A 26,567-nucleotide genomic window follows, 5' to 3' on the forward strand; every position below is an offset into this window, starting at 1 on the left:
GTTCTTTTATTATGCCGGCTTTGATGCCAGGGGGTCAAATTTGTCCAAGATATGTTCGTTTCGCTCTATCGACAGTACGGTCAGCCTTTGTCATCATTAGGTTTATCACGTATCCGTATAGTGAAAGGGGAACGAACAAGTGATCAAATTTGCCGGAATCGCCGATCCGTATCGAGTAGGGGTCTATAGTGTCGAACGCAATGCCGCCGTGCTCCAACGCTATCGTTATCTTCATGAGGGGCTCCTGCGCGCTGCCGCCGGACAGCTCCCAGGCCGCGGGGACTGGAACCTGCGTATGGGCATGTGCAAGCATTTATACGAAGACGCGGAGGCAGCGGACCTGCTCCACAAACGTATTCCCGAGCTTCGGACCTCCTCCGCCGTGCTGGTTAAGGATCCCGATCCGCGTCTGACCCTGCTGATGGAGGAGCTTGTCCACGCACAAACAGATCTGGAGTGGGCAAGCGCGGTTTACGAGGTTATCAAGCCGGCCATGCTTGAGGCGTTCCGGCACCATCTGGCACATACGCAGCAGATCGTAGATCAGCCTACGATCCGGATTCTCCGGCAGGCAGCGGCCGATCTCGAGGATCAGATTGAGTGGGGAGCCGCCCTCCTGGTGGATCTGCGCACGCAAGGGGAGCCAAGCGGCGAAGAGCAGGAATTATGCAGCGTTCTGCGCTTGCTGCTCCAGGCCGCCGGCGGCGTCGCTGGCGATCTCCCGCGCTCTGCGGAGGTTCCCAGACGCTGGCGTTCCGGCAAGCCATATGCGATCCCAAGCCGCTCCAGGCGGGATCCGAACCGGATGGGTCCGACGACTTTGGCCCGAACAGGTGTGGAGAATCCGCCGGCGGACCCCGTTCTGAGGGAGCTGGTCTTCAAAATGCGCGTCCGTCAGGAAGAGATGACCGCATGCGATCTGATAGCCGGCGTACTGTACAGCCAGCAGCATATGCCGTGGAGCTTCTATCATGACCTGGCCCGCCATATTTGGGACGAAGCCCGTCATGCGATGTTCGGTCAAGCTGCATTGGAAGAGGACGGGTATGAATGGATGACCCGTCCGCAGTACACCTCCGACTATGATGTGAATGCCGAGAAGATTCCCGCCGCTCAATACGCGTGGCTCAGTATCGGCATCGAGGAGGGGGCCATGGTCAGTCTTGGAAAGAAGAAGGAATTTGAATGGTGCCGGGATGAAGCCAAACACCCGCTGATGACCCAGTTCCAGGATTACGATTGGGCCGATGAAGTGGTGCATGCCAATCTTGGACGCAAATGGGCGCCTGATTTGATGGGTGAACCCATTGGTTTTGTCCGTGAGATCGCCCAGAAGGAGCTGGACCATTTCTGGGCGGAGGTCAGAAAAGCCGAACAGCAGCAGGCAAAGTAAGGAAACCGGCAGGAAGATGAGGCAGAGGGTTATCATAATAACGGGATATTAAAGAAGGAGGGGGTAGGCAGATGAATATTTATATCATGCAGACGGCTGCAATCGGACCGTTTGTGGCGGATCAATTTCAGGAGCTTCTAGCCCTCACGCCGGATGCCGTTATCGGCTTAACTACGGGCAATACGCCGCTTACGACCGGCATCTATAAGGAGCTGGTCCGCCGGGAGCGGGAGGATGGCATGGACCTTCAGTCCTGTGTATTTGTGAATCCTGACGAACAGATCGGTATTACCCGGGAACACCCAGAAAGCTACAGCACCTATATGAACCGGCATTTCTTTGATTCCATCACGCATCCCCTGGAGAAACGCTTCATTCCAGACGGAATGGCGGAGGATCCGCAGGCGGAATGCGAGAGGATGGAGCGCTTTATCGAGCAGTCCGGCGGCATCGATTACCAGCTGATCGGGCTTGGCATTAACGGCCATATCTGTTTCATCGAGCCGGCTCCGTCACTGCCTTCGCGCAGCTTTGTAACGCCGATTGCCCCCGTGAACCGCGAACTTTATGCACCGCTGTTCGGCTCCGTGGATGCCGTGCCGACCCATGCCGTGACCTTCGGCTGGGGGACGGTTATGCGTTCACGCAAGCTCTGCCTTGTAGCGGTGGGAGAGGGCAAGGCGGAGATTGTCGCACAGGCGCTGCTCGGCCGCGTTACAACCGAGCTGCCGGCAACCTTGGTGCAGCTGCATCCCAATGTCGATATTGTGCTGGATTCCGCCGCCGCCAAGGTGCTTGAAGCCCATTGCGAGAGCGGGAATAACCCGCCTATCAACATCCGGTATATCACCTGAAGCTTGTGACTTTAGATCGTCTCATCAAATGAACGATAAAAAAAACGCCACTACATTAAATGTAATGGCGTTTTTGTTAAGGGGCCTGGGGATAGCTGCCCGTGATTCACTCGCTCAGCCTCGTTATATGCATGCGAATGTTCCGTTAGCATACACGGGCTGCTAGTCTAGTTACAATCCACCGGTAACAGGGGCATACGATCCGGTAACAAAACGTGAGTCATCGCTTGCCAGGAACGAGATAACGCCTGCAATATCTTCTGGCTCCGCCACACGCCCGAGTGGTGTGAAGCTGCTGATGGTTTGTTTCTCTTGCTCAGACATAAAGGAAGTTGCATCGGTTTGCACGAGTCCAGGTGCAACCACGTTGGCTGAAATCCCTTGTGGGCCGAATTCTTGGGCAATATAGGCGGAAAAGGTATTCAATCCTCCTTTTGCCGTTCCATGAGCGATCATATAAGGAGATGGATCCTTTCCTAAACTGCTGGATACATAAATGATTCGTCCGAACTTTTGCTTGATCATGGACGGAATAACGGATTTAGTCGTCACGAATGCCGCTTTTAGTTCATCGTTTAATTTCTGGGAGAACTCCTCCCAATTCATTTCGGCAAAGGGCTTCGCAGTGAAACTCATATTCGCATTGCATACCAATATATCGATTTTTCCAAAAGCCTCTAACACAGTGTCTACAAGTTTTGCAACGTGACCAGGATCACGAACATCCGCCCGCAGAGCGATAGCTTCTCCGCCGTTGGTTCGAATATCGGATACTACGGCTTCAGCTGCTTCTTGATTATTCAAATAATTGACTACGACTTTCGCGCCGCGCTGGGCCAATAATTTTGATGCAGCCCTCCCAATTCCTCTAGCTCCGCCTGTAACGATAGCAACTTTTCCCTCAAGATTCATCGTATTCTTCCTTTCGTTTTCCTATTTGATTTTGAATTTTTTACATGTAAGATCCGAGCTGGCTTTCAACATTCCGGGAAGTCCTAGCGAAGTTGACCAAAAAACTTTCGGACGTCATGAACTAATAAATCAGGTGCTTCCATTGCCGCAAAATGACCACCCCGATCGAATTCCGACCAGTGTACGACGTTATGCTCGCGTTCGACAATACCCCGGATCGAGAGGTCATTCGGAAAAACCGCAACACCGGCAGGAACTGTAGAGCGCTGAGCAGGCATGCCCCACGATTTCGCTTCTTCTTTATATATCCGTGCCGATGACCCTGCCGTTCCGGTTAACCAATACAAGGAGACATTTGTTAGCAAGTGGTCGAGATCAACGGCATCCTCCGGAAGAGCTGCTGCAGGGTCTGTCCATTCCTTGAACTTCTCAACGATCCAGGCAAGCTGACCGACGGGCGAATCAGTCAGACCATAGGCAAGCGTCTGAGGTCGTGTAGATTGTATAATCGCATAACCTGTTGTCTCATAGCTTTGTCCAGTCAACTTATCGTAGCGCGCTTGCTCAATTTCAGTTAGATCAATCGATTCTGCGGGATCTCCCGACGGGAATGTTGTAAGTCCGTTCGCATGTATCCCAATAACAGAGTCTGGCACCAATCGCCCAAGCTCTGGAGAAACCATGGATCCGGTGTCCCCGCCTTGTGCGCCGTAACGTTCATACCCTAGCCGGCGCATTAGTTCAGCCCAAGCTCGGGCTACTTGACCAATGTTCCACCCCACCTCGGTTGTCGATCCAGAAAAACCAAAGCCAGGTAGAGAAGGTATAACAACATGGAAGGCATCTTCAGGGTTGCCGCCATGAGCACGGGGATCAGTGAGCGGTCCTATAATGTTCATGAACTCTACGATTGAACCCGGCCAACCATGCGTAATGATCAGCGGCATTGCTCCAGGTTCCGGTGAACGTACATGCAGAAAGTGAATGTTCTGGCCATCGATGGTGGTGGTGAACTGCGGGAATTTGTTTAGCGATTCCTCGTGTTTGCGCCAGTCGTATTTGGATTTCCAATACTCCGCCAGTTCCTTAAGGTAATCAACTGGAACACCATAGTCCCAGCCTACACCCGGCAAATCATCCGGCCAACGGGTGCGGGCTAAACGATCCCGCAGGTCATCAAGGTCAGCCTGTGGAACATCGATGTGGAAGGGATATATTTCGGTACTTTGACGATCACTGCGTTGTTGTCTTGAATGAATCATTTTTTGAAAGCCTCCTCTGAATTCTTTAACCTTTTCCTATGACCGACTAACGTAATGTTCGCTATCTGATATTCATCATAAACCATGCTTATTGACAACAGCGTGTCAACAATCCATATAAAGTTCGGATATTTCTAACGCCGTTTGTCGTACAGCTGCAGCAATATGTAAGGGTTCAATAATAAACAAATCCGCTTTGAAACCAAGTAAAAAGCCAATTAGCCACTCATTATCCGGGTATCGGACCCGAACGATAAGCGAACCATCGGGTTGCCGTTCAATTTCATCCTCATCAAAATGATCCTCCGCTGCAACTTTAGCCGGACCTTTGATACGAAGCACTAGATCAATCATCTTGGAAGTGCGCTGCGGACTCAAGTTTTCATTCAACTCAGACAACGTCGCCGATCGACGCTCAAAAGTATCCTCAAGAATGAGCAGATCCCGGATCCGGGATAGCCTGAACATGCGGTAAGCGTCCCGGTTTAAACAATAACCGTGGAGATACCAGGTGTAGCCTTTGAGTACCATCCCCATCGGCTCGATACAACGCTCTGTTTCTCCTCCTTGTCCGTCTGTATAAGTAAACCGGATCACCCTTTCATCATTTACGGCTTTATGCAGCGTATCAACCTTGTTTCGTTCGGAAGAGCTGTTTCTCCACGGATTCAGGTCTATCATGACCTGTTCAGAACCTGCCATACGACCTTGTTCCGCCTTCGAGACCAATGCGCCAACCTTATCGAGCAGTCCTTCCAGATTCCGGTTGCCAAAAGCCTGCGTGGAATGAAGGCCCCGCAAAGCTGTAAAGAGTGCAATAAGCTCATCAAATGAGAGCATTTGCCGGTCCATGCGGAAGCTATCCATGATTTCGAATCCGCCTTCTGCCCCCGTGTATGATACGATCGGAATTCCTGCTACATTCAATGATTCCAAATCGCGGTAAATGGTGCGAAGCGAAACCTCCAGGCGTTCCGCCAACTCCTGGGCTTGTACACGCTTGCGGTTTAATAGAAGGATGGTAATGGCCATAAGCCGCTCAAGTTTCACTGCTGCTCCCCCTTATTTCTTCTTCTTCTTCGCTGTGGATCCGGAATCCGGATATTTCTTCAGAGCTGTACCTCTTTTCATTCTAACTGTCTGACATGTAAAAAGAGAAAAAAGTTTCTTTATCATGTCAGCGATGCAGGCAAAGGCAGGAGATTGGTCTTCATGTTCTTAGTATCTTGATAAACAAGATTTCTTTTCTTTTTTATTTGTGTCACATTCCGTCTTGCTTCCCCGTCATACGGGTACAAAATGGAAAGGGATGATTCCGATGCTAAAATATGAAGTAGCAGTTGTGGGTGGAGGAGTAGCGGGGTTAACAGCTGCAATCTATGCAGCAAAAGCGGGAAAACAAACGATTGTGATTGAAAAACAGGATCGCTTAGGAGGCCGAGCCATTTCCAATAAGAAAAAGGGAGCTTACTTTAATTTAGGCGGACATGCCTTGTATCATGGAGATGCTCTTGCAACGTTCCGTGAATTGGGACTGAGTTTGCAAGGAAATCAACCTTCGATCGATGGGTATGGCATATGGAAAGGGAAATTACTTACTATGCCTATGGGATTTAAATCCCTGTTCACCACCCCTCTCTTAACTTGGAAAGGTAAAATGGAGCTTGCCTCTTGGCTCACGAAATTAGGGAAACTGGATACCCACCAATATGATCAAATCAGTCTCCGTGAATGGATCGAAGGGAATTTACATGATCTCATGGTGCGGAATTTATTCTATTCTCTACTGCGTACGGCAAGTTATGTGGTGGCGCCTGATTTACAAGCTGCGGGTCCTGTATTAAAGCAACTTCAAAATTCCCTTAAAGGTGTGTTGTATCTGGATCGAGGCTGGGGCGCAACGGTCGATGAATTAGAGAAAAAAGCAACGGATCATGGGGTACAATTTTTAAAGAAAAACAAGGTTGTTTCTATTGATCATCACAACGGAATCGTTCAACAGGTTGTTTGTGAAGACGGAACGAAAATAGAGGCGAAAAATATTATCATCACATCTCCGCCTGCGATCGCTTGCCAACTGGTGCCCCATGCCGAAGCAACCGCTCTTCACATTTGGAAAGAACAAGCGATTGAAATCACGGCTGCTTGTTTGGATGTAGCTTTGCGACGTCTGCCAAAACCGAAACAACAATTTGTTTATGGAATTGATCAAACAGTCTTTCTCTCCAACCAGTCGCGTGCGGCTTACCTAAGTGAAGATGGCGCTCAAGTCTTATCCGTTATTAAGTATCAAGGGAAGGGGGTTGAAGCAGATAAGGAATTACAAGTGCTGGAACAAACCTTGGATTTGGTTCAACCGGGTTGGAAGGATGAATTGATTGTCAGTCAATACCTTCCTAAGATTACAGTTAGCTATGATTTTATGCATACGAAACGTCAAGAGAACCCAGGGCCCGCTGTCCCGGAAATTAAGGGTTTATATGTGGCAGGAGAATGGGTAACACATGGTGAATTATTGGTCGATGCTGCGACAGCAAGCGCCAAAAGAGCCGTACAACATATACTCTCGCAAGAGAGTAAGGAGAGAGGACACTTTCGTGAGCTTAGAGACATTGTATAAAGCCTATAAAACTCCTCTTTTTTCGTTAGCTTATCGAATGTTGGGAAGTGTCATGGATGCGGAAGACATTGTACAAGAAGCCTTTCTGAGCTATGATCAATTGCCCAATGCTAATGCGATTCAAAATGAAAGAGCGTATCTATACAAAATCGTAACTAATCGGTGTCTTGACCTTTTACGTTCATCAGCCAAAAAACGGGAAATGTACGTTGGACCATGGTTACCGGAGCCCCTGATTGAACAAGGGGCCCTGGAAACCGACCCCTCCGATGCTTATTTGCAACGAGAATCTATTTCAACGGCTTATCTCTTGCTCCTGCAACAGCTTAACGCGGTGGAAAGAGCCGTATTTCTTCTCCGCGAGATTTTTCATTATTCGTATGACGAAATTGCCGAAATGATCGGAAAAAACAGTGCAAATTGCCGTCAAATCTTCCATCGCGCCCGGAATAGCATCCACTTCGAACCGGATCCGACCCCGTCAATCTCGGTTGCGGAAGAGAAAGTCAAGGAATTCGTGAACTCACTCATGCAAGGAAATACAAATAAGCTGCTTGAGCTGATAAGTGAAAACGTGGTGTTCTATTCGGATGGCGGAGGCAATGTCAGAGCGGCGCAGATTCCTATTATCGGCATCGATCAAGTCATCAAATTACATCAGAGCCTGCTGAAAATGTACGAGGGAAATTTCAGTTACACTTTCCTGCCCGTGAATGGGTCGCCAGGGATTCGAATTAACATTCGTGATGGTATCCGGCATGTATATTCGTTTGCTTTTAAAAATAATCAAATTCAGACGATTTATTCCGTAGCCAATCCAGACAAACTAAGACATCTATAGAATTGGGCAATTCAACTATGAAGGTTACAAGCCTCGAATGGATCGCATCGGCAACCGCTGGATATAGATCCAATATGTTTTATATATTCGTTAACGGGAACGATAGATGAACCTACTCACACACCGCGGCAGCCGGCCATACGATCGGCTGCCGTTGCCCGTTGAAGTAACGGGCAGCAGGATAGTGTGGTCATTATGGTATAATTTATAGCATTAAGGATGAGAACGAGTAAACCACGAGGAAACAGAAAAAATGGATTTTAAAGAAAACGAACTCTAAGAATGGGGACACAGATATGACTTCAATCGTCATGGATATTGGGTGGCTGGAAGTTTTCCCGTGTTTGAGGGATGTATGCCCCGAGGATTGGGCTGAAGCAAAGCCGGAAATCCGGACGTTCTCCGCCAAATCTCGTCTCTTTAATCGGGAGGAAGCAAGGTTCTACGGCATGTTCTTGCTGAAGGGTAGTGCTCGCATCAGCCAAATCGGAAAAGATGGGAACGAGCGGGTTGTCAGTAAACTTAAACCTGGTGAAATATGCGCTCTCCTTGTGCTTAGCGGTCTGAGCGGACGAGACTACCCTGCCGTCATCGAGGCTGAGACGGAAGTCGAGGCGCTGTTTATATCCAAACGCAGCTTCTTACTCTGGGTGCAAGATTACGAGGCGATCCGTAAAACCGTATTCGGTAACCTGCTCGAAGGAATGATGCATATGGGCGAACAGCTTCAAGCGAGACAGACCAAACCGCTGGAAATGCGGCTGGCTGAAGCACTGCTGCGTTCCACGTCAGAGCAGCGGCCGATGCTGCGAATGACGCATTATGAGCTTGCTTCTGAAATCGGCACTGCCCGTGAAGTCGTGAGCCGTACGTTGCAACGATTTCAGCGTCAGGGATGGGTGGAGACAGGACGAGGTTGGGTACAAATCACCTGCCGCACTGAATTGGAGGAGCTATTTGGTGACTAAGTCACAGAAACGGTAATGCTATTCTGGTAAATTGGATTAATAAATTAAATTCCAAGTGCAGGAGGTATCACCGATGACTCACCAGCTTCAGCAGGGCATGATTGCCCCAACATTCCGAACTGTCGACCACTGCGGCAATCCGATATCGTTTGAAAATTATCGTGGCCGCAAAGTACTGCTCGCCTTTATGCGATTCTCCGCTTGCGCTCTTTGTAATTTGAGGGTGCATCAATTTATCAACAGATATCCCGATTGGCAGCGCCAAGGTATGGATGTCATCGCCTTCTTCGAATCACCAGAGGCGAATATGCGGACATATGTCGGAACTCAAAATGCTCCGTTCCCACTCGTCAACGACCCGAAAGCACGCTTGTACGATTTGTATGGTGTTGAAACGTCCGAAGAGAAAGTACGTATGACAATGGCCGATGCGCACACAAAAATGTTCGTTGAAGAAGCTGCTGCTGCCGGCTTTCCTCTTACTCCAGAGGAAGGTTCAAATTTTAATCGAATACCTGCCGATTTTTTGATTGATGAGAGTGGTATTGTACGGGTTGCACATTATAGCCATATTATTACCGATCATCTCCCGCTTGTGGAAATTGACAGCTTCGCTTCAGGCGAATAATTACGCCAGACTCGGCATTCGATCTCTTCATGCCTTTCAATTTGTTCAGCTAGCGGAGAACGATAGTTTAATTCATCTACACCACCACTAGGCTGCCGTAGATTGTTGATCGGCAGCCTTGCTACGTTAATAGAAGCGTATTTAAGTATTATGAATTGTTCCTAATGGATGGCTTATTATATTCGGCCTATCACCGATCGATCTCCAGCATCATTCGGCTAATACTAGGGCAGAACATTTCATGAATATGGTCGACCGATATCGGGGATCCTTCTATGAATTTACCGTTCAGCCGTATCCTCGTGGTTTTCATTTTGTATAATAATACAATCTTAAGTTTATAATTTCATTTCTATCATCCGGAAGTGTCCCCTCACAATCTATCCTCCTAATCTTTTTTTGATCCCGCATGATAGGTTCCCGTATAATTTGAAGAGACATGTCGTATTTCGTAGGAACGGGTCTGGAGACACTTTCAACTCATTCGGATACACAAAAATAAGTGATGGGGAGACCCATTCAGTTAAGAAATATAGCTTCATGTGATGTGCGGTTTGTTTTCCCTGCCTCTGGAGTATCGTTTCAAACACATCTTTGGAGGCATCCCCTATCGGCGGTTCTGTTGTATTCTTATGGATGAAGGCCAGGCAAGCGTGCGAACAACAAAGGAGAGAGCAGAGTGGGGAAACGTTTTTTTAAGTCATTTCGGCAGATGCATTGGCGACTCACGTGTTCCTATATGCTGATCAGTATACTGGCATGGCTCCTTGTAGAGCTTCTGCTTCTCGCGGCGTTGGGTTGGGGATTGCATGCCTCGCGATCATTTTTGCTGACGAGCGCCTTGAAATCTAATGCGAATGTGGTCGGCTCTTTGCTGGCAGGCAGCCAAGGACCCGATCGTACGGCCTTAACCCTATGGCTGAAGCAACAACAGCGTACCGTGGATAGAGTGTTCTCTTACACAGGCATATATGCTGTTGTTGACCCGCAAGGGAGAGTCATTGTCTCGACAGGGACTGGTAACCCCCCTCCGTTGCAAGGAACCTTGCTGTCGGCGCAGCTCTCAAACCAGGCGGCGGGACTGCTGCAAACTTATCTCGACAGCAGGGACCCTTTCGAGACGATAACGCATAACAGCCCATCCACAGGGGTCTTTGCACTCATTCCGATCGAGGCAACGGATAAGCAGGCAGCCGGAGTCCTCGTTTTCCAAGCCAATGACCTCGATATTCGCGCCTCATTATGGCTTGGAATTGGTGTGACCATCTTGCTTCCGGCCTCAGTGGTTATTGTTCTGTGTGTCGGAGCGGCGGGCGCCGTGTTTGGTGCGGTCACCTCACGGCCGCTCATCCGGCGGTTCGGCACGTTAGCGGATGCCGCCGACCATTGGAGCCGCGGCGATTTTACCACTCTGGTGCAAGATCCTGGCGAAGATGAAATCGGACGGTTGACTCGACGCTTGAATCATATGGCCGAACAACTCCAGCACCTGGTGCAAGTGCGCCAGGAGCAGGCCGCTGTGGATGAGAGGGGAAGAATGGCGCGGGATCTGCATGACAGCATCAAGCAGCAGCTCTTTGCCCTGTACATGCAGACTAGTGGAGCGAAAGCGCTTCTGTTGCAGGGGAAAGAAGGAGCGGTCATCCGTCTGGAACAAGCAGAGGAGCTGCTGGGGCAGGTGCAGGACGATCTTTCGAATCTGATCCATGAGCTGCGTCCCGCCATGCTGGAAGGTAAAAGGTTTCCGCAAGCGCTGCGGGAGCAGATTGAGCAATGGACGGAGCGGACAGAGATCGAGGCTGTTTTTCAAGTGCAAGGGATGAGGCCGATCCCGTTGCAGTTGGAAGAAGCCTTGTACCGGCTTACACAAGAAGCGCTGTCGAATGTTGCTCGCCACAGCCAGGCAAGTAACGTTTGTATTCAACTCATATTTCAGCCAGATAGGACGATGCTGGAGATTGCCGATAATGGCCATGGATGTAATGTCTCAAACAAAATTGGCAAGGGGGTCGGTCTCCTCTCCATGTCTGAGCGGCTTCTTCCTTTTGGAGGAGAGGTTCGCTATCAAAGCAAGCCGGAGCAAGGATTTGTCGTGACCGCAATAGTGCCGGACGAAGGGCAGAAAGACGATAAAGCATGATGAAGCATAAGCACAAATGCCAATAAACGACGAGAGCGTGGAATTATACCGATGACGGAGAACATTCATATTTTGCTCGTTGATGATCACAGTGTGGTGCGCCAGGGGATTCGTTCCTTTCTCGAAACGCAATCCGATTTGCGCATCGTGGGCGAAGCGGCTTCTGGGGAGGAAGCGGAACGTCTTGTTGCCGATCTGGTGCCTGATGTCATTCTAATGGATTTGTCGATGCCGGGAATTGGAGGGATTGAAGCGATCCGCCGGGTGAAGAAAAGCAGTCCCCGTTCCCAGATTGTCGTGTTGACCTCTTTCCAGGAGGACGACTATATTTTTCCCGCTTTGCGGGCGGGAGCTCTTTCTTATGTGCTAAAGAACGTCCAGGCGGGAGATCTTGCTGATATTATCCGAAAAGCGCGTGGCGGCGAAGCATTTCTCCATCCGCGCGTGGCTACACGAGTAGTGCAGGAGCTTCGTGAGGAACGAAAGGATATTCCGAACTTATTTAACGATCTTACCGATCGTGAGCTTGAAGTATTGCGCCTTATCGCCCAAGGAAACGCCAATGCGGCTATCGCGCAAGCGTTAGGCATTAGTGAGCAGACGGTAAAAGGGCATGTCAGCAATATTCTTGGCAAATTGCAGTTGGCGGATCGTACTCAGGCGGCTGTCTATGCTTGGGAACAAGGCGTCGTTCAGCGCAAACGAGGGGATGTATAGGATCCAGTGAAAAAGGAGTGATCGGATTATGAACGAACGAAATGAAAAAATGCAAACAATGGGTGAGAAAAGGATGGGATACGGCGCATGCGCCTCGGCGTTCGGGCTTGGTATTATCCATTTTATCACCAACCTCATCGGCTTCATAAACGCTCCTGCTGCAGAACAAAAGATAGGACTGTTTTTCGTAGGTGGTGTGCTTCCCAGCCTCATCTGTTTTGTGTTCGGCTCAGCTGTATTGGTGCTTGTCCGCTTCTGGGGGAGCAGAAAATGGTTCCGGGCAGCGCTTGCGCTCACATGGACTGCGTTTGTGATTTTGAGTTTACAGAATGTCTGGCATCTGATACTCGGGTTGAAACGGGGAGACTTCTTCATTTATTTGCATCCATTAGGGCCGGGTCCATGGGCTCTGATCGGAGTGATTTTGTTTGGCTTAACCGTAAGGAGTACACGTCGCAGACTGAAAGAGAATGACGCTTGACAAAGTGATGATACCGTGTCACTAGCAAAAGATAGGAGTTCGAACGAAAAAATCAAGGGAGGTGTTTCAATAAATATGTATTTGAAAACGCAACAATCGAAAACAAAATCGCTGGTTTGGTCGGGATACGCCGTTTTTATTTGGTCCATTGCCTATATGCTTCCACACCTTTATTGGGCTTTGGGCGGCAAGATGGGAGGGGTATTGCTAAAACCTGGAAGCATACATTTAAACTATTTTGAATGGATTAACTGGGTTGCATCCGTGTTTCTAACCGCTGCCGGGCTCATCGGCCTTGCATTTATTTATTGGAGTAAGAGTAGAGTTTCTAGTTATATTTTGCTATTTATATCCTTCGCAGGATGTTCACTATCCACTTCGCACGGCATTTATGGAATTTTTTATCGAATCCTTCAAATCATTGGGGTAGCTGATTTGGAGTCGGGATCATTTGACATCAATAAAGATGCTTATCTGTTGTGGGATCTATTGCTAATTGAGCCGTGGTTTTTAATCGAGGGGATTTTATTAGGCATTGTAGGGTGGTATTTCTTGAAAGAAGCGCGCAGCAGAAAAATTTGGCTGGCTGCTTGCATTTTCGGCACTATTCTCGGTTTGATCACTGGGATTATGGGGGTGCGATTTTTATAAGCAATTGGCAGGCAGAAGGATTCGCACCCACCCCAGTCCGTTTCCATTCCACAGAATACGAAGAGCTGCGTGTCTTGAAGCTACTCCCACCTCTGTTCCCGCACGTCTTCTAACGAATGAAACTATGAATCATAACTTTCTCTCTTACATCATCCAAATCTAAGGTGGATGAAATCCTGCGAATACACGGGCTTGGGTGAGAAAATCAAATCATATCGAGGGAGTTTAATAAGTACATCGGCAGCCGGTCACAATGACCGGCTGCCTTTTTCTCAACAGGCAGATAGTTGAAAATGTTCAGAGCAAACGCTATTGACAAACCAACTACTACGTGTTACTTTGTAGAGGTAGTAAGTAACACTTCATACCAGTCATACAGAATAGCAAGGGGTGATGGTGCTGGAAAACCTAACGGAAATGCTCAAAGGCGTGCTTGAAGGCTGTGTCCTTGAAATTATAAGCCGCAAGGAAACTTACGGCTACGAAATCACGCGGCAGCTGAACGCCCTTGGCTTCACAGATGTTGTGGAGGGGACGGTATACACCATCCTGATCCGGCTTGAAAAAAACAAGTTGGTGGAGATCACCAAGAAGCCCTCCGATATGGGACCGCCGCGAAAGTTCTTCGCGATCAACGACGCGGGGCGAGAGGAACTGCGGAGGATCTGGGAAAAATGGGAGTTCGTATCATCAAAAATTAACGAGTTAAAGGAGAGAAAATCATGAATTTTTGGGAAAAAATCACCGGCAGCGACATGACTAAGGAAATGAAAGCTTTTGAATCGCGAGCCAAAAAGCTGCCGGCGGATTATCAAGCGGCATGGCAAGAAATTAATACCAATATCTGGGCATACTCGGACTTCACCGGCCGCAACCTCATGCCAATTCTTGACGGTGTGCTTGGCCTGCTGGAAGAAACGGCGGCGGACGGTCAGAGTGTCCAGGAGGCTTTGGGTGACGATATCAAAGGCTTCTGTTCAGCGCTGGCCGGCGAAGAAGGGGCAAAGTCTTTTCGCGACAAGTGGCGTGAGCAGCTCAACAATAATATCGCTAAAAAATTAGGTAAATAGGAGGAGATAACATGAAAATACGAGATATCATCGAAGGCAAAAAAGAATGGCGGGCGCATGTGGCCCGTGTCAAAACGCTCCCGCAAGATTATCAGATTGTTTATAAAGAGATCCAAAAATATCTCATTAAGGTCGGCCCTGTTGAGCTAACCGAAGGGACGGGATTGCTCTCGGGGATTATCGATCTTTTTGAAGAGGGCGCGGCCTTGGGGAAAGGCGTGCTCGAAGTGACGGGCAGTGACGTAGCGGCTTTCTGCGACGATTTAATCAAAGATTCAAAAACGTACGCTGACATCTATCAAGAATCTGTTAACCAGGAAGTGAACAAGGCCATGAAAAAGGTTACGGATAAAACAAAGTAAAAGGGGGATGTCGGGATGGAAAAAGCGATTGAAGTGAAAGGTCTGCGAAAGTCTTTCAAGGACACAGAAGTTCTTAAGGGCGTCGATTTTGAAGTGAAGCGAGGTGAGATTTTCGCCCTGCTTGGCTCCAACGGCGCGGGCAAGACGACGATTGTCAGAATCCTCACCACGCTGCTCAAACAGGACGGAGGCACTGCCGCTGTAAACGGATTTGACGTCGTGTCAAAACCAGGGAATGTGCGGCATGCGATCAGTCTGACCGGACAATTTGCCGCCGTGGACGAGATATTGACCGGGCGGGAAAATTTGATCATGATTGCTAAGCTGCGGCATCTGGATCATCCGTATCAGGTAGCGGACAATTTGTTGAAACGTTTCGGCTTAACTGACGCGGCCAACCGTAAGCCATCTACTTATTCGGGTGGTATGCGCCGTAGGCTCGACATCGCCTTGAGCCTTGTGGGAAAACCGCAGATCATTTTCCTCGACGAGCCGACCACCGGGCTTGACCCCGAGGCACGAATCGAGGTTTGGAAGATTGTCAAGGAGCTTGCCGACAGCGGCACGACGGTATTCCTGACCACGCAGTATTTAGAGGAAGCCGAGCAGCTTGCCGACCGAATTGCCATTTTGCACGAGGGCAGGATTATCACCACCGGCACACTCGCGGAGCTGAAACAGCTGTTCCCGAAAACGAAGGTAGAGTATGTTGAAAAACAGCCGACATTGGAGGAAATATTCCTCGCAATCATCGGTAAAAAGGAGGCCATCTAATGGAGGCGGCAAAAAACCATTTTTTCAGCGATATGAGCGTGATGCTTGGACGTTCCATGCGCCATATTTTCCGCAGTATGGACACCATCTTCACGGTCTGTATCACTCCGATTGCAATGATGCTGCTGTTCGTGTACGTGTTTGGCGGCGCAATCGAAACCGGTACGGATAACTATGTGAACTTCCTGTTGCCTGGTATACTGCTTATGGCGATTGCCAGCGGGGTGGCCTACGTGGCTTACCGCCTGTTTTTGGATAAGCAACGGGGCATCATTGAGCGGTTCCATTCCATGCCGATTGCGCGTTCCACTGTACTATGGGGGCATGTGCTGACCTCGGTGGTATCCAACGTCATTTCTGTTGTCGTCATCATTCTCGTAGCGCTCATTATGGGCTTTCGCTCGCCCTCCGGGGTAATGTCTTGGCTTGCGGTAGCAGGTATACTCGTGCTGTTTACGCTGGCTTTGACTTGGGTCGCGGCCATTGCCGGACTGTCCGCAAAAACGGTGGAAGGTGCAAGCGCATTTTCCTATCCGTTAATCTTCCTGCCATTCATCAGCTCGGCGTTTGTGCCGACAGAGACGATGCCGTCAGTCGTACGCGCCTTTGCCGAAAACCAGCCGGTGACGTCTATCGTAGAGACCATCCGTGCACTATTGTCAAGTCAACCGGTAGGCACTGATATCTGGGTCGCTTTAGCGTGGTGCTTAGGGATAATGATCGTCGCATATCTATTTGCGATGCGCGCATACAAACGGAATGCAGCTTAAGGGTCATTAAAGATAACCAGGGAGCAGACTGCCACGGGTAGCCTGTTCTCTTTTTTATCTCAATCGACTCCCGACAGTGTTCTTGGACGATTATACTAGCTGGAACAGGAGCGCCTTAATTTGGGGAGCTGGCTCGAATTCTAGTTGGTATTATGACCCATCCGCTACTCTCCATCTTTCAACACTCCTCTCAATACTTGTAAAATGATTTCTGGTTCCACACGTCGCATAAAGTTAGAATTGGCATGAGCGAAACGGATAACAGCCCTGCTGTCAATTACAAAGGTTGAAGGGACCGGCAAGATCCATCGATTCGTCGCATTATATTCCAACAAATTTCTTCCAAAGCCCTGCAACACGTTTTTTTCCGCTTCCGGGACTTCATACAGCACATGGAATTGGCTCGCTACATGCCCGTTGTTATCACTCAACACGGAGAATCCAAACCGCTCTTTTTCTTGTTGCCCTATCGTATTATCGGGACTTTGCGGTGAAACGGCAATGAGATTTGCGCCGAGTTCCCGAAAACGGGGGAGTATGGCTTGTAATGCCCTGAGCTGAAGGTTGCAATACGGACACCAGCCCCCGCGATAAAACGACAAGATTACAGGACCATTATTTAACGCTTGATAGAAGTTAATCTCGGAGCCTAAAGCATTCTTTAACGTGAAGTCCGGCGCTTGGTCCCCGACCTGCAAACCGTTTGCAACGCCTGACTGTTGCAGGTTCTCTAATGATTGTTGGAGCAAACGATATGCTTCCAAAGGTATAACTGTTTTGAGGTTCTCTTCCATGACCGCTAATTGTTCGTTCAGGTTTTCCATTTATTCTCTTATCCTCCGATCTATGATCATTCGTTACTTTTTAAGACCCACCAAAAGAAACGTAAGATGTGGATAAAACCATGTGAACCGCAGCCTACCTTTTGTCCTTAGACAACGTCGTACCCTAAATATTCAATGGCATCCTTCATAGCTTCTATGGATACTTTGTTTGTATCATGTTCAACAACAACGATGCCCTCTTTCAGGTCAATACACCCTGACACCCCGAGCGCATTCAATGCATCCTCAACTGATTTGACACAATGATTACATACCATACCAAGTACTTGAAGTGTTGTTTGTTGCATATAATTCCCTCCGCTATATATTATTAGATTTCAATAATACGTTATCGTAAACCCTCACTCGAGCTTCATTCTCAGGTCATTTTTTAATTGCTCTTCTTACCAAACGATTGATGAGAACAGTCCAAGCCAGAGACAATTTTTCATGTGCCACGGTATGGGTCCTGCCAGATTCAGCTACCTTGTTCACATCCCAACCCGAGTGAACGACCGTCAATTCCGTTTGTCCATCCAGGTCTCTCAGCTCGAATGTCAAAAGCCAATCCTTGCCCCATTCATACGATAGGCGATTAGGCGGATCGATTAGCGTCACTTTACATGGAATCAAGCCGATCGGGCTTGCATCCACAAAAAACATATGGCCTAGGGCGGGCTTAAAATCATTCAGCATGAACCATGCGGCAATTCCTTCCGATGTGGCGATAGCCTCCCAAACCTTCTGAATGGGAAAATCCACGACCTGCATCATGCGGATATCGGGAAGCAGACCCTGACGCGGAACTTCCATATTCATTCCTACTTTCTATGTGTTCGAATTTTTTTTACCGAAAACCTTTTATATTTGGCAAAGTCCACAAATGGCGCCAGCCGGATATTCAATCACGGCCCCACTGTTTTTTTCGTAGTTCATTGGCTCCATCAATACATTACCTCCCAGCTTTCTGCACCATTCCAAGCTCGCCCGCAGATCACTTACCAGGAAGGTGGGGACCCAGACCGGTGGCAAGCCGGAAAACATTCCAGCGGGATGGTGAACGCCGGCCATGAACTGTCCATCCGGTGTCGTCTTTCTATAGTCCGAATGATCTCCTTGACTGACTTCAATATGCTCCCAGCCGATCACCTCTTTATAAAAATCGCGTACATCTTCGGATTGATTGGTAGTCAAACTCGCTCCAATCATTCTACCCTGCAGGTTGGACGGGGTACCGCTTTGGTTTTGTTCCATTTTTTTAACTCCTGCCTCTCTTCATGGTTTTTTTGCTCCAATGATTTATAATGAGTATCAGAGCATTGAATTTTTACCGATTGGTTTTTTGAAAAACCTATAAGTAACTTATTCCATTCATTATGTTCGACGAACGTTTGAATGTCAATTCTTATTTGAAAAGAGGTAATCCAGTGAGTTTACTGAAACAGAGGATCATGGACTCTGCCATGCGGTTTTTTTCAGAAAAAGGGTACGTGTCTACTTCCATCCAGGATATAGCGAACGATTGCGGCATTGCCAAGCCATCGTTGTATAAATTTTTCTCTTCCAAAGAGGATTTACTAATCGAGGTCTATGCTTTCAAAATACAGGACATGTATGACCAAGCAGAAGCGATAAAAGCAAACATAACACTCTCGCCCAAAGACAGATTCATCCGTGAAACGTTGCATCAGCTAGAATATTTTACGGAACTAAAATTCAGCATAGAGGAAAATCAAGTTCAATCTGTGCAAGAAAAAGGGAAATTTATTTCTTTTTGTCATTGTCTCAGAGCTCGCCAGTTAAATTATTATAAAGACTGCTTGCTAACGGTTTATGGGGGGCAGATAGAAGCGTGCATATGGGATTTGGTTGCCGTATATCACGGAATGATGAAAGAATTTACGCAGTTCCCGAATTTCGTGAACCAACCGTTGAATCTGGAGAGTGCCGCAATATTTATTGTTGCTCGGATGGAAGATATGGTCGTTGGCATTCTGAAAACCAAACTAACGCCCATCCTTCAACCTTCGGTCATCGTGGAATATGTGCAGCACGGTTTGGAAGGAACACCGGTTCCGGCAGCCAAAAACATAGAAGATCTGTTCCGGAACCTCAGATCTACCGTTGACGAGCTAATGGTGCCGATTACGCGAAAAACGGAACTAAATGAAGTCGCAGGGCTGCTTCAGGAGGAAACCGATAAAGATCAGCCAAAACGAATGCTCATTCGAACTATGCTGGAGTTCTTGCAAACACAGCATGAATTAAAAAACATCGTAGGACAGTTGGATAAGCTGCTTGGGTAAATGATTAATATTCTCCACGAGGCTACCGACAATGGTCCGGTGGCATTTCTGATCAAACGGGCTGAAGGGCGTAATAGCAGCTTGAATACCGGTAAGTTCATCCGAATTCAGATAATTAACGATTAACTAAAGGTTGATCGTTGAACTAAAACCACCTCTTGTCAACATTTTTTATATTAAATTAAGTTGGCGATGGCGATATACTAAAAATAGGTGCACTAAAGAGCCTTCTCTGCGAATGCTGGAAGGTTCTTCTTTCGGATGCTGAATATATTTCTTATCGCTTTGTGGCGGTGCCATCGTTTCAAACGGTTATGATAGCTGTTTACATTCTGAATAAACGTCTTTCACACGATCCACCTGGGCAATGGCCTCGAGCTAAGTATCAGGTTTACATTACCGGCCCAAGCTTAATGAACACAAAGAGAGCAGGCTGCCGTAGCAAGCTGCTCATTGTCTGTTCAACGATCATTCTTCGTTCTTATTCTTCTTTAGCCGTCTCCGCATATTTCTTGAAATTGTCCAAGATCGCCTGCCATCCGGCTTGCTGCATTTCAGCGGCGTTGGTCTCTTCTGCTTCAAACGATTCGATGATCTGCGTGTCGTTGTCCTGGCGAATAAAGTCGACCTTTACTTTTCGACCGTCGCCGAGCGTATAGGAGAGATTCTTATTCACATTCACCTCGTCGTATACGCCGCCAAAGTCAAATCCGAAGCTGCCGTCTTTGGCTTCCATTCGCGAGACGAATTTACCGCCGGCTTTCAGATCGTTCTCCGCGAATGGCGTATGCCAGTCGTCGGAAGCCTTATTCCATTGCATGATATGCTTCGGCTCCGTCCAATACTTCCACACGCTTTCGACGGGAGCTTGTACAATCGCTTCGACTGTTATCGTTACCGGACTATTCGTTCCCATAACATAACCTCCTTATAAGATCTATTATTCCGGGAAGAACCGGCCAATGCCACTATCCCCGGATGCTGACGCATATTCAAATCCTAATAATTCCCAAAACCTATTATAGCACAGGATTACCCGCTGGATTTCTTTTCGTTTGCTATTTTATACAATATCATTTCCGGTAGACAAGAACTTCTCGATCTCCTGAGCCGCAATAATATGCTAGACTACATATATCACTTTTTAGGGGTTCATAATACGATGAAGACATCTACCATCTTGTACATTGAAGACGATCAGGAAATCGGTTCCTGGTCCAGGGACTTTTTAATCGGTCAAGGCTATGAGGTGATCTGGAAGACTTCAGGCCATGGTGCGGAGGTAGCAATGGAACACTGCGATCTGGTCGTTTTGGATATTATGCTTCCGGGTCTGGACGGATTCACGGTCGGTCAGCGGCTGAAACGGATCAATCCCGCTATGCCCATCCTGCTGCTTACAGCCAGAACCGCAATCGAGGATAAGCTTGCAGGCTTGACGTTTGCCGATGATTACATAACGAAGCCATTTCATCCGGATGAGTTGGCTGCCCGCATCCAAGTCCTCCTCAGGCGTACCGGCGCTGCGGAAACAGAACTGCTTCAAATCCGGCATTTAACGATCGACCGGAAAGAAAGCCGTTTATGGATTTCCAAAACCAGGGCAGAGATTGTGCTTACAGGTAAGCAGTTTCATATATTCATGTATTTCCTGGATCATCTGAATCACATCTTGACCCAGAAACAGATTTATGAAGCTGTTTGGGGCGAGCCGCATTTGGACGGAGATAAGACGCTGACGGTGCATATCCGGCATCTGCGCGAGAAGATCGAGTTGGATTCCGGTTTTCCAAAAATTATCGAGACAATCCGTGGTGTCGGATACCGGGTGCGATCATGAGAATCCGAGGCTCTTTAATGGGGAAATACCTGATCCTTATTTTGACCGCGTTGCTTCTATGGCCGATCATTCCGGCAATGTTTTATATGCCGGTCTATTTATTCAGGGAAAATGCGCTGTATGTTCCGGAGGATATTAACCGCATGTGGCGGCAAGAAGCAGTCAAGCTGGACGGTGCTAGTAGGGATGAGATATATGAAAGGCTATACAAGTTGAACGAAGACTATCCGGATGCTGAGATGTTCTGGGTGGACTCATCGGGGAAGAAATATCCTGTCATGAACCATCCGCCGGATATACCTGAGCAGTGGACCTATGAGGATGCTCTCTCATTTTGGGCACAACACCGTGAACGTGAGACGTTTGCGGCAACGTCACTCATCGGAAACGATCCGAAGCAGGGGGTTATGGTCATTCAGCTTCCCGAATCCCATATTCTGTCTGCGGAATTGTCGCTATCGGGAAACGCGCTGCTTGTTCTTCTGTTCTTCGTAATCTGCCTGTCCTTTTTCGTGCTGTCGTGGCTCTTCTTCTTTCGTCTTCGCAGAAGACTCGTCAGGCTTCAATCAGCGATGACAGTAAACAATCTGAAGGATATTCCGGATGAAGTCACCATAAGCAAGGACGACGAAATCGGAGAACTCGAAGGTGCGTTTAATCGGATGGTACGAGAGCTTAAGGACAGCAGTAACCGGGAGAGGAAGGAGGAGGAACTGCGCAAGCAACTTATATCGAATATTTCCCACGACCTTAGGACGCCGCTGACCGTGATCCGGCAGCATACCCATACGGTTCGGAAAGACCCTGCTTCCTCCCGGGGACAGGCCTCGCTTGACGTAATCGAGCACAAACTGGATGAAGTGAGCAGGCTGATGGATAACCTTCTTTCGTACACACTGCTGTCCGCGGGAAAGTATCCGCTGCGTGTGCAAACGATCGATATAGCTGAAGAAATAAGGAACAGAGTGGCCGAGTGGTATCCGGTATTCGAGAACAAGGGTTTTGAGGTCTTTGTTGAGCTTCCTGAGCGGCCTCTGAGATGGGTTGTCGATCCGCTCTGGTTTAACCGGATCCTTGACAATGTGTTTCAGAACGTGGTGCGTCATGCTGGGTTGGGTCGGTACATAGGCATTCAAATCGTTGAACGAAAGGGGCAGTCGATGCTTGTCATTCAAGACAAAGGTCCTGGCACCTCTGGCGAGTCACCTGAAAAAGGCGCGGGGATCGGTTTGTCCATCATATCGATGATGGCCAGGGAGATGGGCTTGCAGTGGGGGCTGGAATCCTGCGCAAACGGCAGTGCATTTTATATAGGGTCGGAAAGAAGCTGCAGCGTGAGTCATCTTAGATGATTTGGGCGCGGTTTCTTTTTTTTTAATAAAACATTCCATTTGGATCGTGGGTTCTAACAACTCCCGGGTAAATAAATTAACCTAAACTTAAACTTGAGGTCACTTTACTTTTCGATACGTGTAATAGAATGGGATATGTGGTGATCAGAAAAGGCGGATTTATAGAAAGAATGGAGTGCAGTACGATCCGGACCGCTTCAGCGGTTTAATAGGGCACGATATCGAAACCATTGGGGATTGTTTAAGGAGGTAAAATAAAATGCTGTACGATAACAAGGTAACGGCGGAGCGGTTTGCCCCGCAATGGATGAAGATGCGTAGGTTTTGCGGCTATGGCGCCGCCATAGCGGTGATGCCGTATCTTCTGATTAAAATCGTCTGGACTTTCGGTCTCTTCATTCCGACCGAGCAAATGGGTGATGCCAGCTGGCGCGCGATCAACGGGGCAACTGCTGTTCTCTCTATGGTCGGCATCCTGCTGGCACTGGCATTCAGCAGGCCGTGGGGTGAACGGCTACCGGCATGGCTGGTTGTCCTCCCCGTGTGGGTAGGCACCGGTCTGCTCGTTCCGATGCTGTTGCTGGCACCGGTGCTCGGACCGGCTGCCATGACTCGGGACATGGCGGCAGGCGCAGCCGACATCTGGTCCTACGAACAGATCTTCGTCATGGTCTCGCTGATGGGGATCGGTATTTTCCTGCCGCTCGCCTTGGCGGGATACGCCAAAGCGCGGTGGCCGGAGGCGCTGGGCGGTCCGACCGACATGGAATTGCCGGGACACACCCAGGATATGCAGATCACCTTAGGCAGACTCATCGCAGCTGGCTGCATAATACTGGGTGCTATCAAGATGTACTGGACCGCAGGCGGTACCCTCGGTATCGATCCGGACAGGCTGGATGACCGCGATGTGTGGTGGCATCTACTGACATTGAGTACCGGTGTATGGGCCTTGGCGGGGGCGTGGGGTTTGCTGGTGCTGATCAGCCGCCGCGGATCGCGGAGTTTCCTTCCACCGATGGCAGCAGCATGGATTTCGTCGGGTATGTTGTTTGCATATAATCTCTTCTCCGCCATACGCACCGATTCTGAGTTTTCCCCGGAGTACCCGCTGCCACGGGTCCTGACCACAGAGGCCGGCACCGTGCTGGGCGTAATGATGGCCATGATCATTCTGCTGGTACTGCACGATCGCCGACGAGCTCTGAGCGGCAAGTCCTGAGGACCCGTTATGTTTATGTCCGGGCAAAATGAATTTATGGAAAGAATCGGCGTATGGTGCCGGTTCTTTTTTTGTCGTATCGATGGCAGACATAATCATCAGATTAAGTGATAATAACACCGTCCGTAACGAGAGACTAAGCTAACGGGATCTTGCTACGTGAAAACATGGAAAGCAGGAAAACGAGTGAAGGATTCCGTGACGCAGTTCATTGAGAAGAAGCTGAAACTGAAGGTAAACCAAATGAAAAGTGCGGTTGACCGCCCATGGAAACGGAAGTTCCTAGGGTTTACGTTTAGCTGGGATAAAGCAAACCCAAAGATACGAATCTCAAAACCATCTTTGCAACGAGTGAAGGCAAAGATCAAAGAGATCACATCGCGGAAAAGCCCCCTACCAATGGAACAGCGGATCAAGAAACTGAACCAGTATCTAACGGGACGGACGAATGGACACGAAGAAGATTACGCATGTGCTTGTGGAAACAGTGGAAAGTACCACGAACAAAGGTGAAGAAGCTAACCGCACTAGGTGTATCTAAGGGAAAAGCTTATGAATGGGGCAATACAAGGAAGAAATACTGGAGGATTGCAGGTAGTCCTCAGCAACCAACCCGCAGGGGATAACTTATGGCGCGCAAGCAAATCAACTGGAATTCGTTATTAACAGTGATCTGATACCCAGATTTGATACGGTCTGGTCGGAATACTATAACGAATATTTGGATCATGACGCTCCTGGTCGTTCTTTGCCGACAAATATGACGATTGCGTTTGCCAAAGCTTTGTATGCCATGGCGCAAGTAACCCCTTCCAACCGTCATTATTTAGTATGGGCAGACTTGATTGCCGGAAATTTCAGGAACTCTCTTACAACGAGCGGCAGTGCGTATACCTGGAACTATTGGGAAAGGAAAACTTCGTCCGACAGCCACACGGTATATTCCGAAGGTTGGGGGCACGCCCCTCTGGATATTAGCGGAGCGATATACAACTACATGCGAGGGGGCAGTTTCACAGGCAGTGAACTGACCAAGTTTGGAAATACGGTGTATAGTCTGATGTGGAACGGATCGACAAGTAATCCATGGCTTTCTGATTCCGTAGACGGGTCCGGGGGTTATCCGGGACAATTTACGCTTGAGTACGGTGACCTGGAAAGATGGAAAAGCGGCATTTGGACACTTTATGAAAAGTTTCTTTCTCTTCATTGGGGGACTAGCGCTCGAAAAATGGATGATATCGCTATTTTGATGCAACTTCATCCGGGGCAGTCTTCGCCGCAACCCTTTTCGCTTGGCACACCCTCCAATGGGGCAACCGGTCGGAACAACATTTTAAGTTTCCAATGGCAACCCTCGGCAAATGCGGCAGATTACAGGCTGCAAGTCGCCACAGACAGCGGTTTTATGAATATCGTGATAGACAGGAATAAAATCATTTATCCTTATGCTTTGGTACAAGGATTATCCTACAGTACAACTTATTATTGGAGAGTAACTTCAAGAAATACATCGGGCGGCACGTATACAACGGGTTCCAGAAGTTTTACGACGAAAGCGGCGCCGACTTATACGCTTGCCTTTTCGCATTATGATGATAGAGGCACTACGGCTCCCAAGACCTATCATTACAAGCAAGTGCTCATTGATGGGGTTGTTGTTTGGGAAAAAGATGTGGCAGATGATGACTCAGGGACTTGGTATAACGAGTCCGTTGACATTACCTCTCAAGCTTCAGGGAAGTCAAACGTTGTCGTTACATTACGTGTCTTTGAAAAGAAATCGAACGGTGGAAATTACAGCGTTAATGTCAATTGGGATGACATTTCGATCACCAATAGCGATACTTTGAATGGAGGATTCGAGGGCAATAAATCTTATAAGATAAGTCTGCCGGGTATGATAACGACCGGTTCGTTCGATTACGGCTCAATTCAGCAAAGAGTCGCTTTACAGATGCAATAGGGCGAGGGGGATGCTAAAGTATGAATCATGACAACTGCTTTTATTGCACAGATGAGTACAAGGATTACATGAAAGAAGTAGCGATTTTGGAGCATTCACGAGTTTATCTCAATAATGAGCAGGAATATCCGGGACGTTGCTATGTCGTATTGGACATTCACCAAACAGAATTATTTCAAATGGATGATGATAAATTGGCCGGGTATATGAAAGATGTTGCCAAGGTAGCGCAAGCTATCCAGCATGCTTTTTCGCCTGACAAAATTAATTATGCCGTTTATGGGGATATCGACTCTCATATTCACTTTCACATTGTGCCAAAGACAAAATCAGGAAAATTATGGGGTTGGCCGTTTGAGTTGACTGGAGAGGAGGGCAAGAAGAAATTTTTAACGGAAGAACAGTACCAACAGATCATTAATAGGATCAGGGCGTATTTGTAACTTCAGTTAATGGAGAGTGAAATGATGGGAGTAACAACTCAAGTCTATACGAAAGTGATAGATCATTTGTAACAGCTTCACGATACCATGCAGCCAGCGATTGAACAGGCGGCGGCATGTTTAACTGAACAAATTAAACAAGACAAAGGGAATGCTTTCTCATTTATGAAG

The 26,567-nt window shown here is 48.2% G+C and carries 29 protein-coding genes and 1 pseudogene; 22 read left to right on the plus strand and 8 right to left on the minus strand.

Annotated elements, in window-relative coordinates:
* Nucleotides 1–139 precede the first annotated feature (139 nt).
* Together IEY46_RS32025 and IEY46_RS32030 are read left to right on the plus strand one after the other, a co-directional pair.
* Nucleotides 140–1,393 carry a hypothetical protein gene (locus IEY46_RS32025; RefSeq protein ID WP_188999226.1) on the plus strand — a complete coding sequence of 418 codons (1,254 nt, stop codon included), beginning with the start codon at nt 140–142 and terminating at the stop codon, nt 1,391–1,393.
* Between the two features lie 71 nt (nt 1,394–1,464).
* Nucleotides 1,465–2,247 (plus strand): glucosamine-6-phosphate deaminase, encoded by a 783-nt coding sequence (locus IEY46_RS32030; protein ID WP_188999229.1) that lies wholly within the window; start codon nt 1,465–1,467, stop codon nt 2,245–2,247.
* A gap of 171 nt (nt 2,248–2,418) precedes the next feature.
* Here the strand turns inward: IEY46_RS32030 and IEY46_RS32035 are convergent, their stop codons facing one another.
* The 3 genes from IEY46_RS32035 to IEY46_RS32045 form a co-directional block, all read right to left on the minus strand.
* Nucleotides 2,419–3,159 carry an SDR family NAD(P)-dependent oxidoreductase gene (locus IEY46_RS32035; RefSeq protein WP_188999231.1) on the minus strand — a complete coding sequence of 247 codons (741 nt, stop codon included), beginning with the start codon at nt 3,157–3,159 and terminating at the stop codon, nt 2,419–2,421.
* An 83-nt stretch (nt 3,160–3,242) separates the two neighbouring features.
* Entirely contained in the window at nt 3,243–4,421 is a 1,179-nt protein-coding gene (locus tag IEY46_RS32040; protein WP_188999234.1) for an epoxide hydrolase family protein, read from the minus strand.
* 105 nt (nt 4,422–4,526) lie between these two features.
* On the minus strand, nt 4,527–5,471 hold the full coding sequence (locus IEY46_RS32045; protein ID WP_188999236.1) for a helix-turn-helix transcriptional regulator: 945 nt from the start codon (nt 5,469–5,471) through the stop codon (nt 4,527–4,529).
* A 268-nt stretch (nt 5,472–5,739) separates the two neighbouring features.
* Between IEY46_RS32045 and IEY46_RS32050 the strand changes: the two genes are divergently transcribed.
* From IEY46_RS32050 to IEY46_RS32110, 13 genes are all read left to right on the plus strand, one after another.
* Nucleotides 5,740–7,041, plus strand: a complete 1,302-nt coding sequence (locus tag IEY46_RS32050) for a phytoene desaturase family protein (RefSeq protein WP_188999239.1) — start codon at nt 5,740–5,742, stop codon at nt 7,039–7,041.
* Nucleotides 7,019–7,882, plus strand: coding sequence for an RNA polymerase sigma factor SigJ (sigJ, locus tag IEY46_RS32055; protein WP_229750687.1), 864 nt, complete (start codon nt 7,019–7,021; stop codon nt 7,880–7,882). The genes IEY46_RS32050 and sigJ overlap by 23 nt, the downstream gene beginning before the upstream one ends.
* 296 nt (nt 7,883–8,178) lie before the next feature.
* Nucleotides 8,179–8,850 (plus strand): Crp/Fnr family transcriptional regulator, encoded by a 672-nt coding sequence (locus IEY46_RS32060; protein ID WP_188999244.1) that lies wholly within the window; start codon nt 8,179–8,181, stop codon nt 8,848–8,850.
* A 73-nt stretch (nt 8,851–8,923) separates the two neighbouring features.
* On the plus strand, nt 8,924–9,478 hold the full coding sequence (locus IEY46_RS32065; protein WP_188999247.1) for a redoxin domain-containing protein: 555 nt from the start codon (nt 8,924–8,926) through the stop codon (nt 9,476–9,478).
* Between the two features lie 679 nt (nt 9,479–10,157).
* Nucleotides 10,158–11,618, plus strand: coding sequence for a HAMP domain-containing sensor histidine kinase (locus IEY46_RS32070; protein ID WP_229750688.1), 1,461 nt, complete (start codon nt 10,158–10,160; stop codon nt 11,616–11,618).
* Between the two features lie 51 nt (nt 11,619–11,669).
* Nucleotides 11,670–12,335, plus strand: a complete 666-nt coding sequence (locus IEY46_RS32075; protein WP_188999252.1) for a response regulator — start codon at nt 11,670–11,672, stop codon at nt 12,333–12,335.
* Between the two features lie 28 nt (nt 12,336–12,363).
* Complete coding sequence (locus IEY46_RS32080; protein ID WP_188999255.1) at nt 12,364–12,816, plus strand: hypothetical protein; 453 nt, start codon at nt 12,364–12,366, stop codon at nt 12,814–12,816.
* A 75-nt stretch (nt 12,817–12,891) separates the two neighbouring features.
* Nucleotides 12,892–13,467: a DUF3995 domain-containing protein gene (locus IEY46_RS32085; RefSeq protein ID WP_188999257.1), complete on the plus strand. Its 576-nt coding sequence runs from the start codon at nt 12,892–12,894 to the stop codon at nt 13,465–13,467.
* A 417-nt stretch (nt 13,468–13,884) separates the two neighbouring features.
* The gene (locus tag IEY46_RS32090) at nt 13,885–14,193 is read left to right on the plus strand and encodes a PadR family transcriptional regulator (RefSeq protein WP_308422870.1); all 309 of its coding nucleotides are present in this window, start codon (nt 13,885–13,887) and stop codon (nt 14,191–14,193) included.
* Nucleotides 14,190–14,537: a DUF1048 domain-containing protein gene (locus IEY46_RS32095; RefSeq protein ID WP_188999260.1), complete on the plus strand. Its 348-nt coding sequence runs from the start codon at nt 14,190–14,192 to the stop codon at nt 14,535–14,537. Before IEY46_RS32090 ends, IEY46_RS32095 begins: the two co-directional genes overlap by 4 nt.
* Nucleotides 14,538–14,548: 11 nt before the next feature.
* The gene (locus tag IEY46_RS32100; protein WP_188999262.1) at nt 14,549–14,899 is read left to right on the plus strand and encodes a DUF1048 domain-containing protein; all 351 of its coding nucleotides are present in this window, start codon (nt 14,549–14,551) and stop codon (nt 14,897–14,899) included.
* 15 nt (nt 14,900–14,914) lie between these two features.
* Nucleotides 14,915–15,673 carry an ABC transporter ATP-binding protein gene (locus IEY46_RS32105; RefSeq protein WP_188999264.1) on the plus strand — a complete coding sequence of 253 codons (759 nt, stop codon included), beginning with the start codon at nt 14,915–14,917 and terminating at the stop codon, nt 15,671–15,673.
* Nucleotides 15,673–16,443: an ABC transporter permease gene (locus IEY46_RS32110; RefSeq protein ID WP_188999266.1), complete on the plus strand. Its 771-nt coding sequence runs from the start codon at nt 15,673–15,675 to the stop codon at nt 16,441–16,443. Before IEY46_RS32105 ends, IEY46_RS32110 begins: the two co-directional genes overlap by 1 nt.
* Before the next feature lie 164 nt (nt 16,444–16,607).
* Here the strand turns inward: IEY46_RS32110 and IEY46_RS32115 are convergent, their stop codons facing one another.
* The 4 genes from IEY46_RS32115 to IEY46_RS32130 form a co-directional block, all read right to left on the minus strand.
* On the minus strand, nt 16,608–17,267 hold the full coding sequence (locus IEY46_RS32115; RefSeq protein ID WP_188999267.1) for a peroxiredoxin-like family protein: 660 nt from the start codon (nt 17,265–17,267) through the stop codon (nt 16,608–16,610).
* A gap of 107 nt (nt 17,268–17,374) precedes the next feature.
* Complete coding sequence (locus tag IEY46_RS32120) at nt 17,375–17,575, minus strand: cation transporter (protein WP_188999269.1); 201 nt, start codon at nt 17,573–17,575, stop codon at nt 17,375–17,377.
* A gap of 76 nt (nt 17,576–17,651) precedes the next feature.
* Nucleotides 17,652–18,080 (minus strand): SRPBCC family protein, encoded by a 429-nt coding sequence (locus IEY46_RS32125; RefSeq protein ID WP_188999270.1) that lies wholly within the window; start codon nt 18,078–18,080, stop codon nt 17,652–17,654.
* Between the two features lie 48 nt (nt 18,081–18,128).
* Nucleotides 18,129–18,521, minus strand: coding sequence for a VOC family protein (locus IEY46_RS32130; protein ID WP_188999272.1), 393 nt, complete (start codon nt 18,519–18,521; stop codon nt 18,129–18,131).
* A gap of 173 nt (nt 18,522–18,694) precedes the next feature.
* On the opposite strand from IEY46_RS32130, the gene IEY46_RS32135 reads away from it, so the two are divergent.
* Nucleotides 18,695–19,573 (plus strand): TetR/AcrR family transcriptional regulator, encoded by an 879-nt coding sequence (locus IEY46_RS32135; RefSeq protein WP_188999273.1) that lies wholly within the window; start codon nt 18,695–18,697, stop codon nt 19,571–19,573.
* Nucleotides 19,574–20,054: 481 nt separating this feature from the next.
* Here the strand turns inward: IEY46_RS32135 and IEY46_RS32140 are convergent, their stop codons facing one another.
* Nucleotides 20,055–20,489: an SRPBCC family protein gene (locus tag IEY46_RS32140; RefSeq protein WP_188999275.1), complete on the minus strand. Its 435-nt coding sequence runs from the start codon at nt 20,487–20,489 to the stop codon at nt 20,055–20,057.
* A 246-nt stretch (nt 20,490–20,735) separates the two neighbouring features.
* Between IEY46_RS32140 and IEY46_RS32145 the strand changes: the two genes are divergently transcribed.
* From IEY46_RS32145 to IEY46_RS32170, 6 genes and pseudogenes are all read left to right on the plus strand, one after another.
* Complete coding sequence (locus IEY46_RS32145) at nt 20,736–21,413, plus strand: response regulator transcription factor (RefSeq protein ID WP_188999276.1); 678 nt, start codon at nt 20,736–20,738, stop codon at nt 21,411–21,413.
* A 17-nt stretch (nt 21,414–21,430) separates the two neighbouring features.
* Nucleotides 21,431–22,765 (plus strand): HAMP domain-containing sensor histidine kinase, encoded by a 1,335-nt coding sequence (locus IEY46_RS32150; protein WP_188999565.1) that lies wholly within the window; start codon nt 21,431–21,433, stop codon nt 22,763–22,765.
* A 259-nt stretch (nt 22,766–23,024) separates the two neighbouring features.
* The gene (locus IEY46_RS32155) at nt 23,025–23,987 is read left to right on the plus strand and encodes a hypothetical protein (protein ID WP_188999279.1); all 963 of its coding nucleotides are present in this window, start codon (nt 23,025–23,027) and stop codon (nt 23,985–23,987) included.
* 156 nt (nt 23,988–24,143) lie between these two features.
* Nucleotides 24,144–24,589, plus strand: a pseudogene (locus IEY46_RS32160) (group II intron maturase-specific domain-containing protein); the annotation flags it as partial.
* A gap of 119 nt (nt 24,590–24,708) precedes the next feature.
* Nucleotides 24,709–25,953, plus strand: a complete 1,245-nt coding sequence (locus tag IEY46_RS32165; protein WP_229750690.1) for a hypothetical protein — start codon at nt 24,709–24,711, stop codon at nt 25,951–25,953.
* 20 nt (nt 25,954–25,973) lie between these two features.
* Nucleotides 25,974–26,396 (plus strand): HIT family protein, encoded by a 423-nt coding sequence (locus tag IEY46_RS32170; RefSeq protein WP_188999285.1) that lies wholly within the window; start codon nt 25,974–25,976, stop codon nt 26,394–26,396.
* Nucleotides 26,397–26,567: the final 171 nt, after the last annotated feature.

It is taken from the genome of Paenibacillus nasutitermitis, assembly GCF_014641075.1.
In the GTDB taxonomy this organism is placed as follows: domain Bacteria; phylum Bacillota; class Bacilli; order Paenibacillales; family Paenibacillaceae; genus Paenibacillus_Z; species Paenibacillus_Z nasutitermitis.

What these genes read in the sequence shown, in the direction of transcription:
- IEY46_RS32030 (WP_188999229.1), top strand. Translation starts at nt 1,465, where the DNA reads ATGAATATTTATATCATGCAGACGGCTGCAATCGGACCGTTTGTGGCG.
- IEY46_RS32035 (WP_188999231.1), bottom strand. Translation starts at nt 3,159, where the DNA reads ATGAATCTTGAGGGAAAAGTTGCTATCGTTACAGGCGGAGCTAGAGGA.
- IEY46_RS32040 (WP_188999234.1), bottom strand. Translation starts at nt 4,421, where the DNA reads ATGATTCATTCAAGACAACAACGCAGTGATCGTCAAAGTACCGAAATA.
- IEY46_RS32050 (WP_188999239.1), top strand. Translation starts at nt 5,740, where the DNA reads ATGCTAAAATATGAAGTAGCAGTTGTGGGTGGAGGAGTAGCGGGGTTA.
- IEY46_RS32060 (WP_188999244.1), top strand. Translation starts at nt 8,179, where the DNA reads ATGACTTCAATCGTCATGGATATTGGGTGGCTGGAAGTTTTCCCGTGT.
- IEY46_RS32065 (WP_188999247.1), top strand. Translation starts at nt 8,924, where the DNA reads ATGACTCACCAGCTTCAGCAGGGCATGATTGCCCCAACATTCCGAACT.
- IEY46_RS32075 (WP_188999252.1), top strand. Translation starts at nt 11,670, where the DNA reads ATGACGGAGAACATTCATATTTTGCTCGTTGATGATCACAGTGTGGTG.
- IEY46_RS32080 (WP_188999255.1), top strand. Translation starts at nt 12,364, where the DNA reads ATGAACGAACGAAATGAAAAAATGCAAACAATGGGTGAGAAAAGGATG.
- IEY46_RS32085 (WP_188999257.1), top strand. Translation starts at nt 12,892, where the DNA reads ATGTATTTGAAAACGCAACAATCGAAAACAAAATCGCTGGTTTGGTCG.
- IEY46_RS32090 (WP_308422870.1), top strand. Translation starts at nt 13,885, where the DNA reads ATGCTCAAAGGCGTGCTTGAAGGCTGTGTCCTTGAAATTATAAGCCGC.
- IEY46_RS32095 (WP_188999260.1), top strand. Translation starts at nt 14,190, where the DNA reads ATGAATTTTTGGGAAAAAATCACCGGCAGCGACATGACTAAGGAAATG.
- IEY46_RS32100 (WP_188999262.1), top strand. Translation starts at nt 14,549, where the DNA reads ATGAAAATACGAGATATCATCGAAGGCAAAAAAGAATGGCGGGCGCAT.
- IEY46_RS32105 (WP_188999264.1), top strand. Translation starts at nt 14,915, where the DNA reads ATGGAAAAAGCGATTGAAGTGAAAGGTCTGCGAAAGTCTTTCAAGGAC.
- IEY46_RS32110 (WP_188999266.1), top strand. Translation starts at nt 15,673, where the DNA reads ATGGAGGCGGCAAAAAACCATTTTTTCAGCGATATGAGCGTGATGCTT.
- IEY46_RS32115 (WP_188999267.1), bottom strand. Translation starts at nt 17,267, where the DNA reads ATGGAAAACCTGAACGAACAATTAGCGGTCATGGAAGAGAACCTCAAA.
- IEY46_RS32120 (WP_188999269.1), bottom strand. Translation starts at nt 17,575, where the DNA reads ATGCAACAAACAACACTTCAAGTACTTGGTATGGTATGTAATCATTGT.
- IEY46_RS32125 (WP_188999270.1), bottom strand. Translation starts at nt 18,080, where the DNA reads ATGGAAGTTCCGCGTCAGGGTCTGCTTCCCGATATCCGCATGATGCAG.
- IEY46_RS32130 (WP_188999272.1), bottom strand. Translation starts at nt 18,521, where the DNA reads ATGGAACAAAACCAAAGCGGTACCCCGTCCAACCTGCAGGGTAGAATG.
- IEY46_RS32140 (WP_188999275.1), bottom strand. Translation starts at nt 20,489, where the DNA reads ATGGGAACGAATAGTCCGGTAACGATAACAGTCGAAGCGATTGTACAA.
- IEY46_RS32145 (WP_188999276.1), top strand. Translation starts at nt 20,736, where the DNA reads ATGAAGACATCTACCATCTTGTACATTGAAGACGATCAGGAAATCGGT.
- IEY46_RS32150 (WP_188999565.1), top strand. Translation starts at nt 21,431, where the DNA reads ATGGGGAAATACCTGATCCTTATTTTGACCGCGTTGCTTCTATGGCCG.
- IEY46_RS32155 (WP_188999279.1), top strand. Translation starts at nt 23,025, where the DNA reads ATGCTGTACGATAACAAGGTAACGGCGGAGCGGTTTGCCCCGCAATGG.
- IEY46_RS32170 (WP_188999285.1), top strand. Translation starts at nt 25,974, where the DNA reads ATGAATCATGACAACTGCTTTTATTGCACAGATGAGTACAAGGATTAC.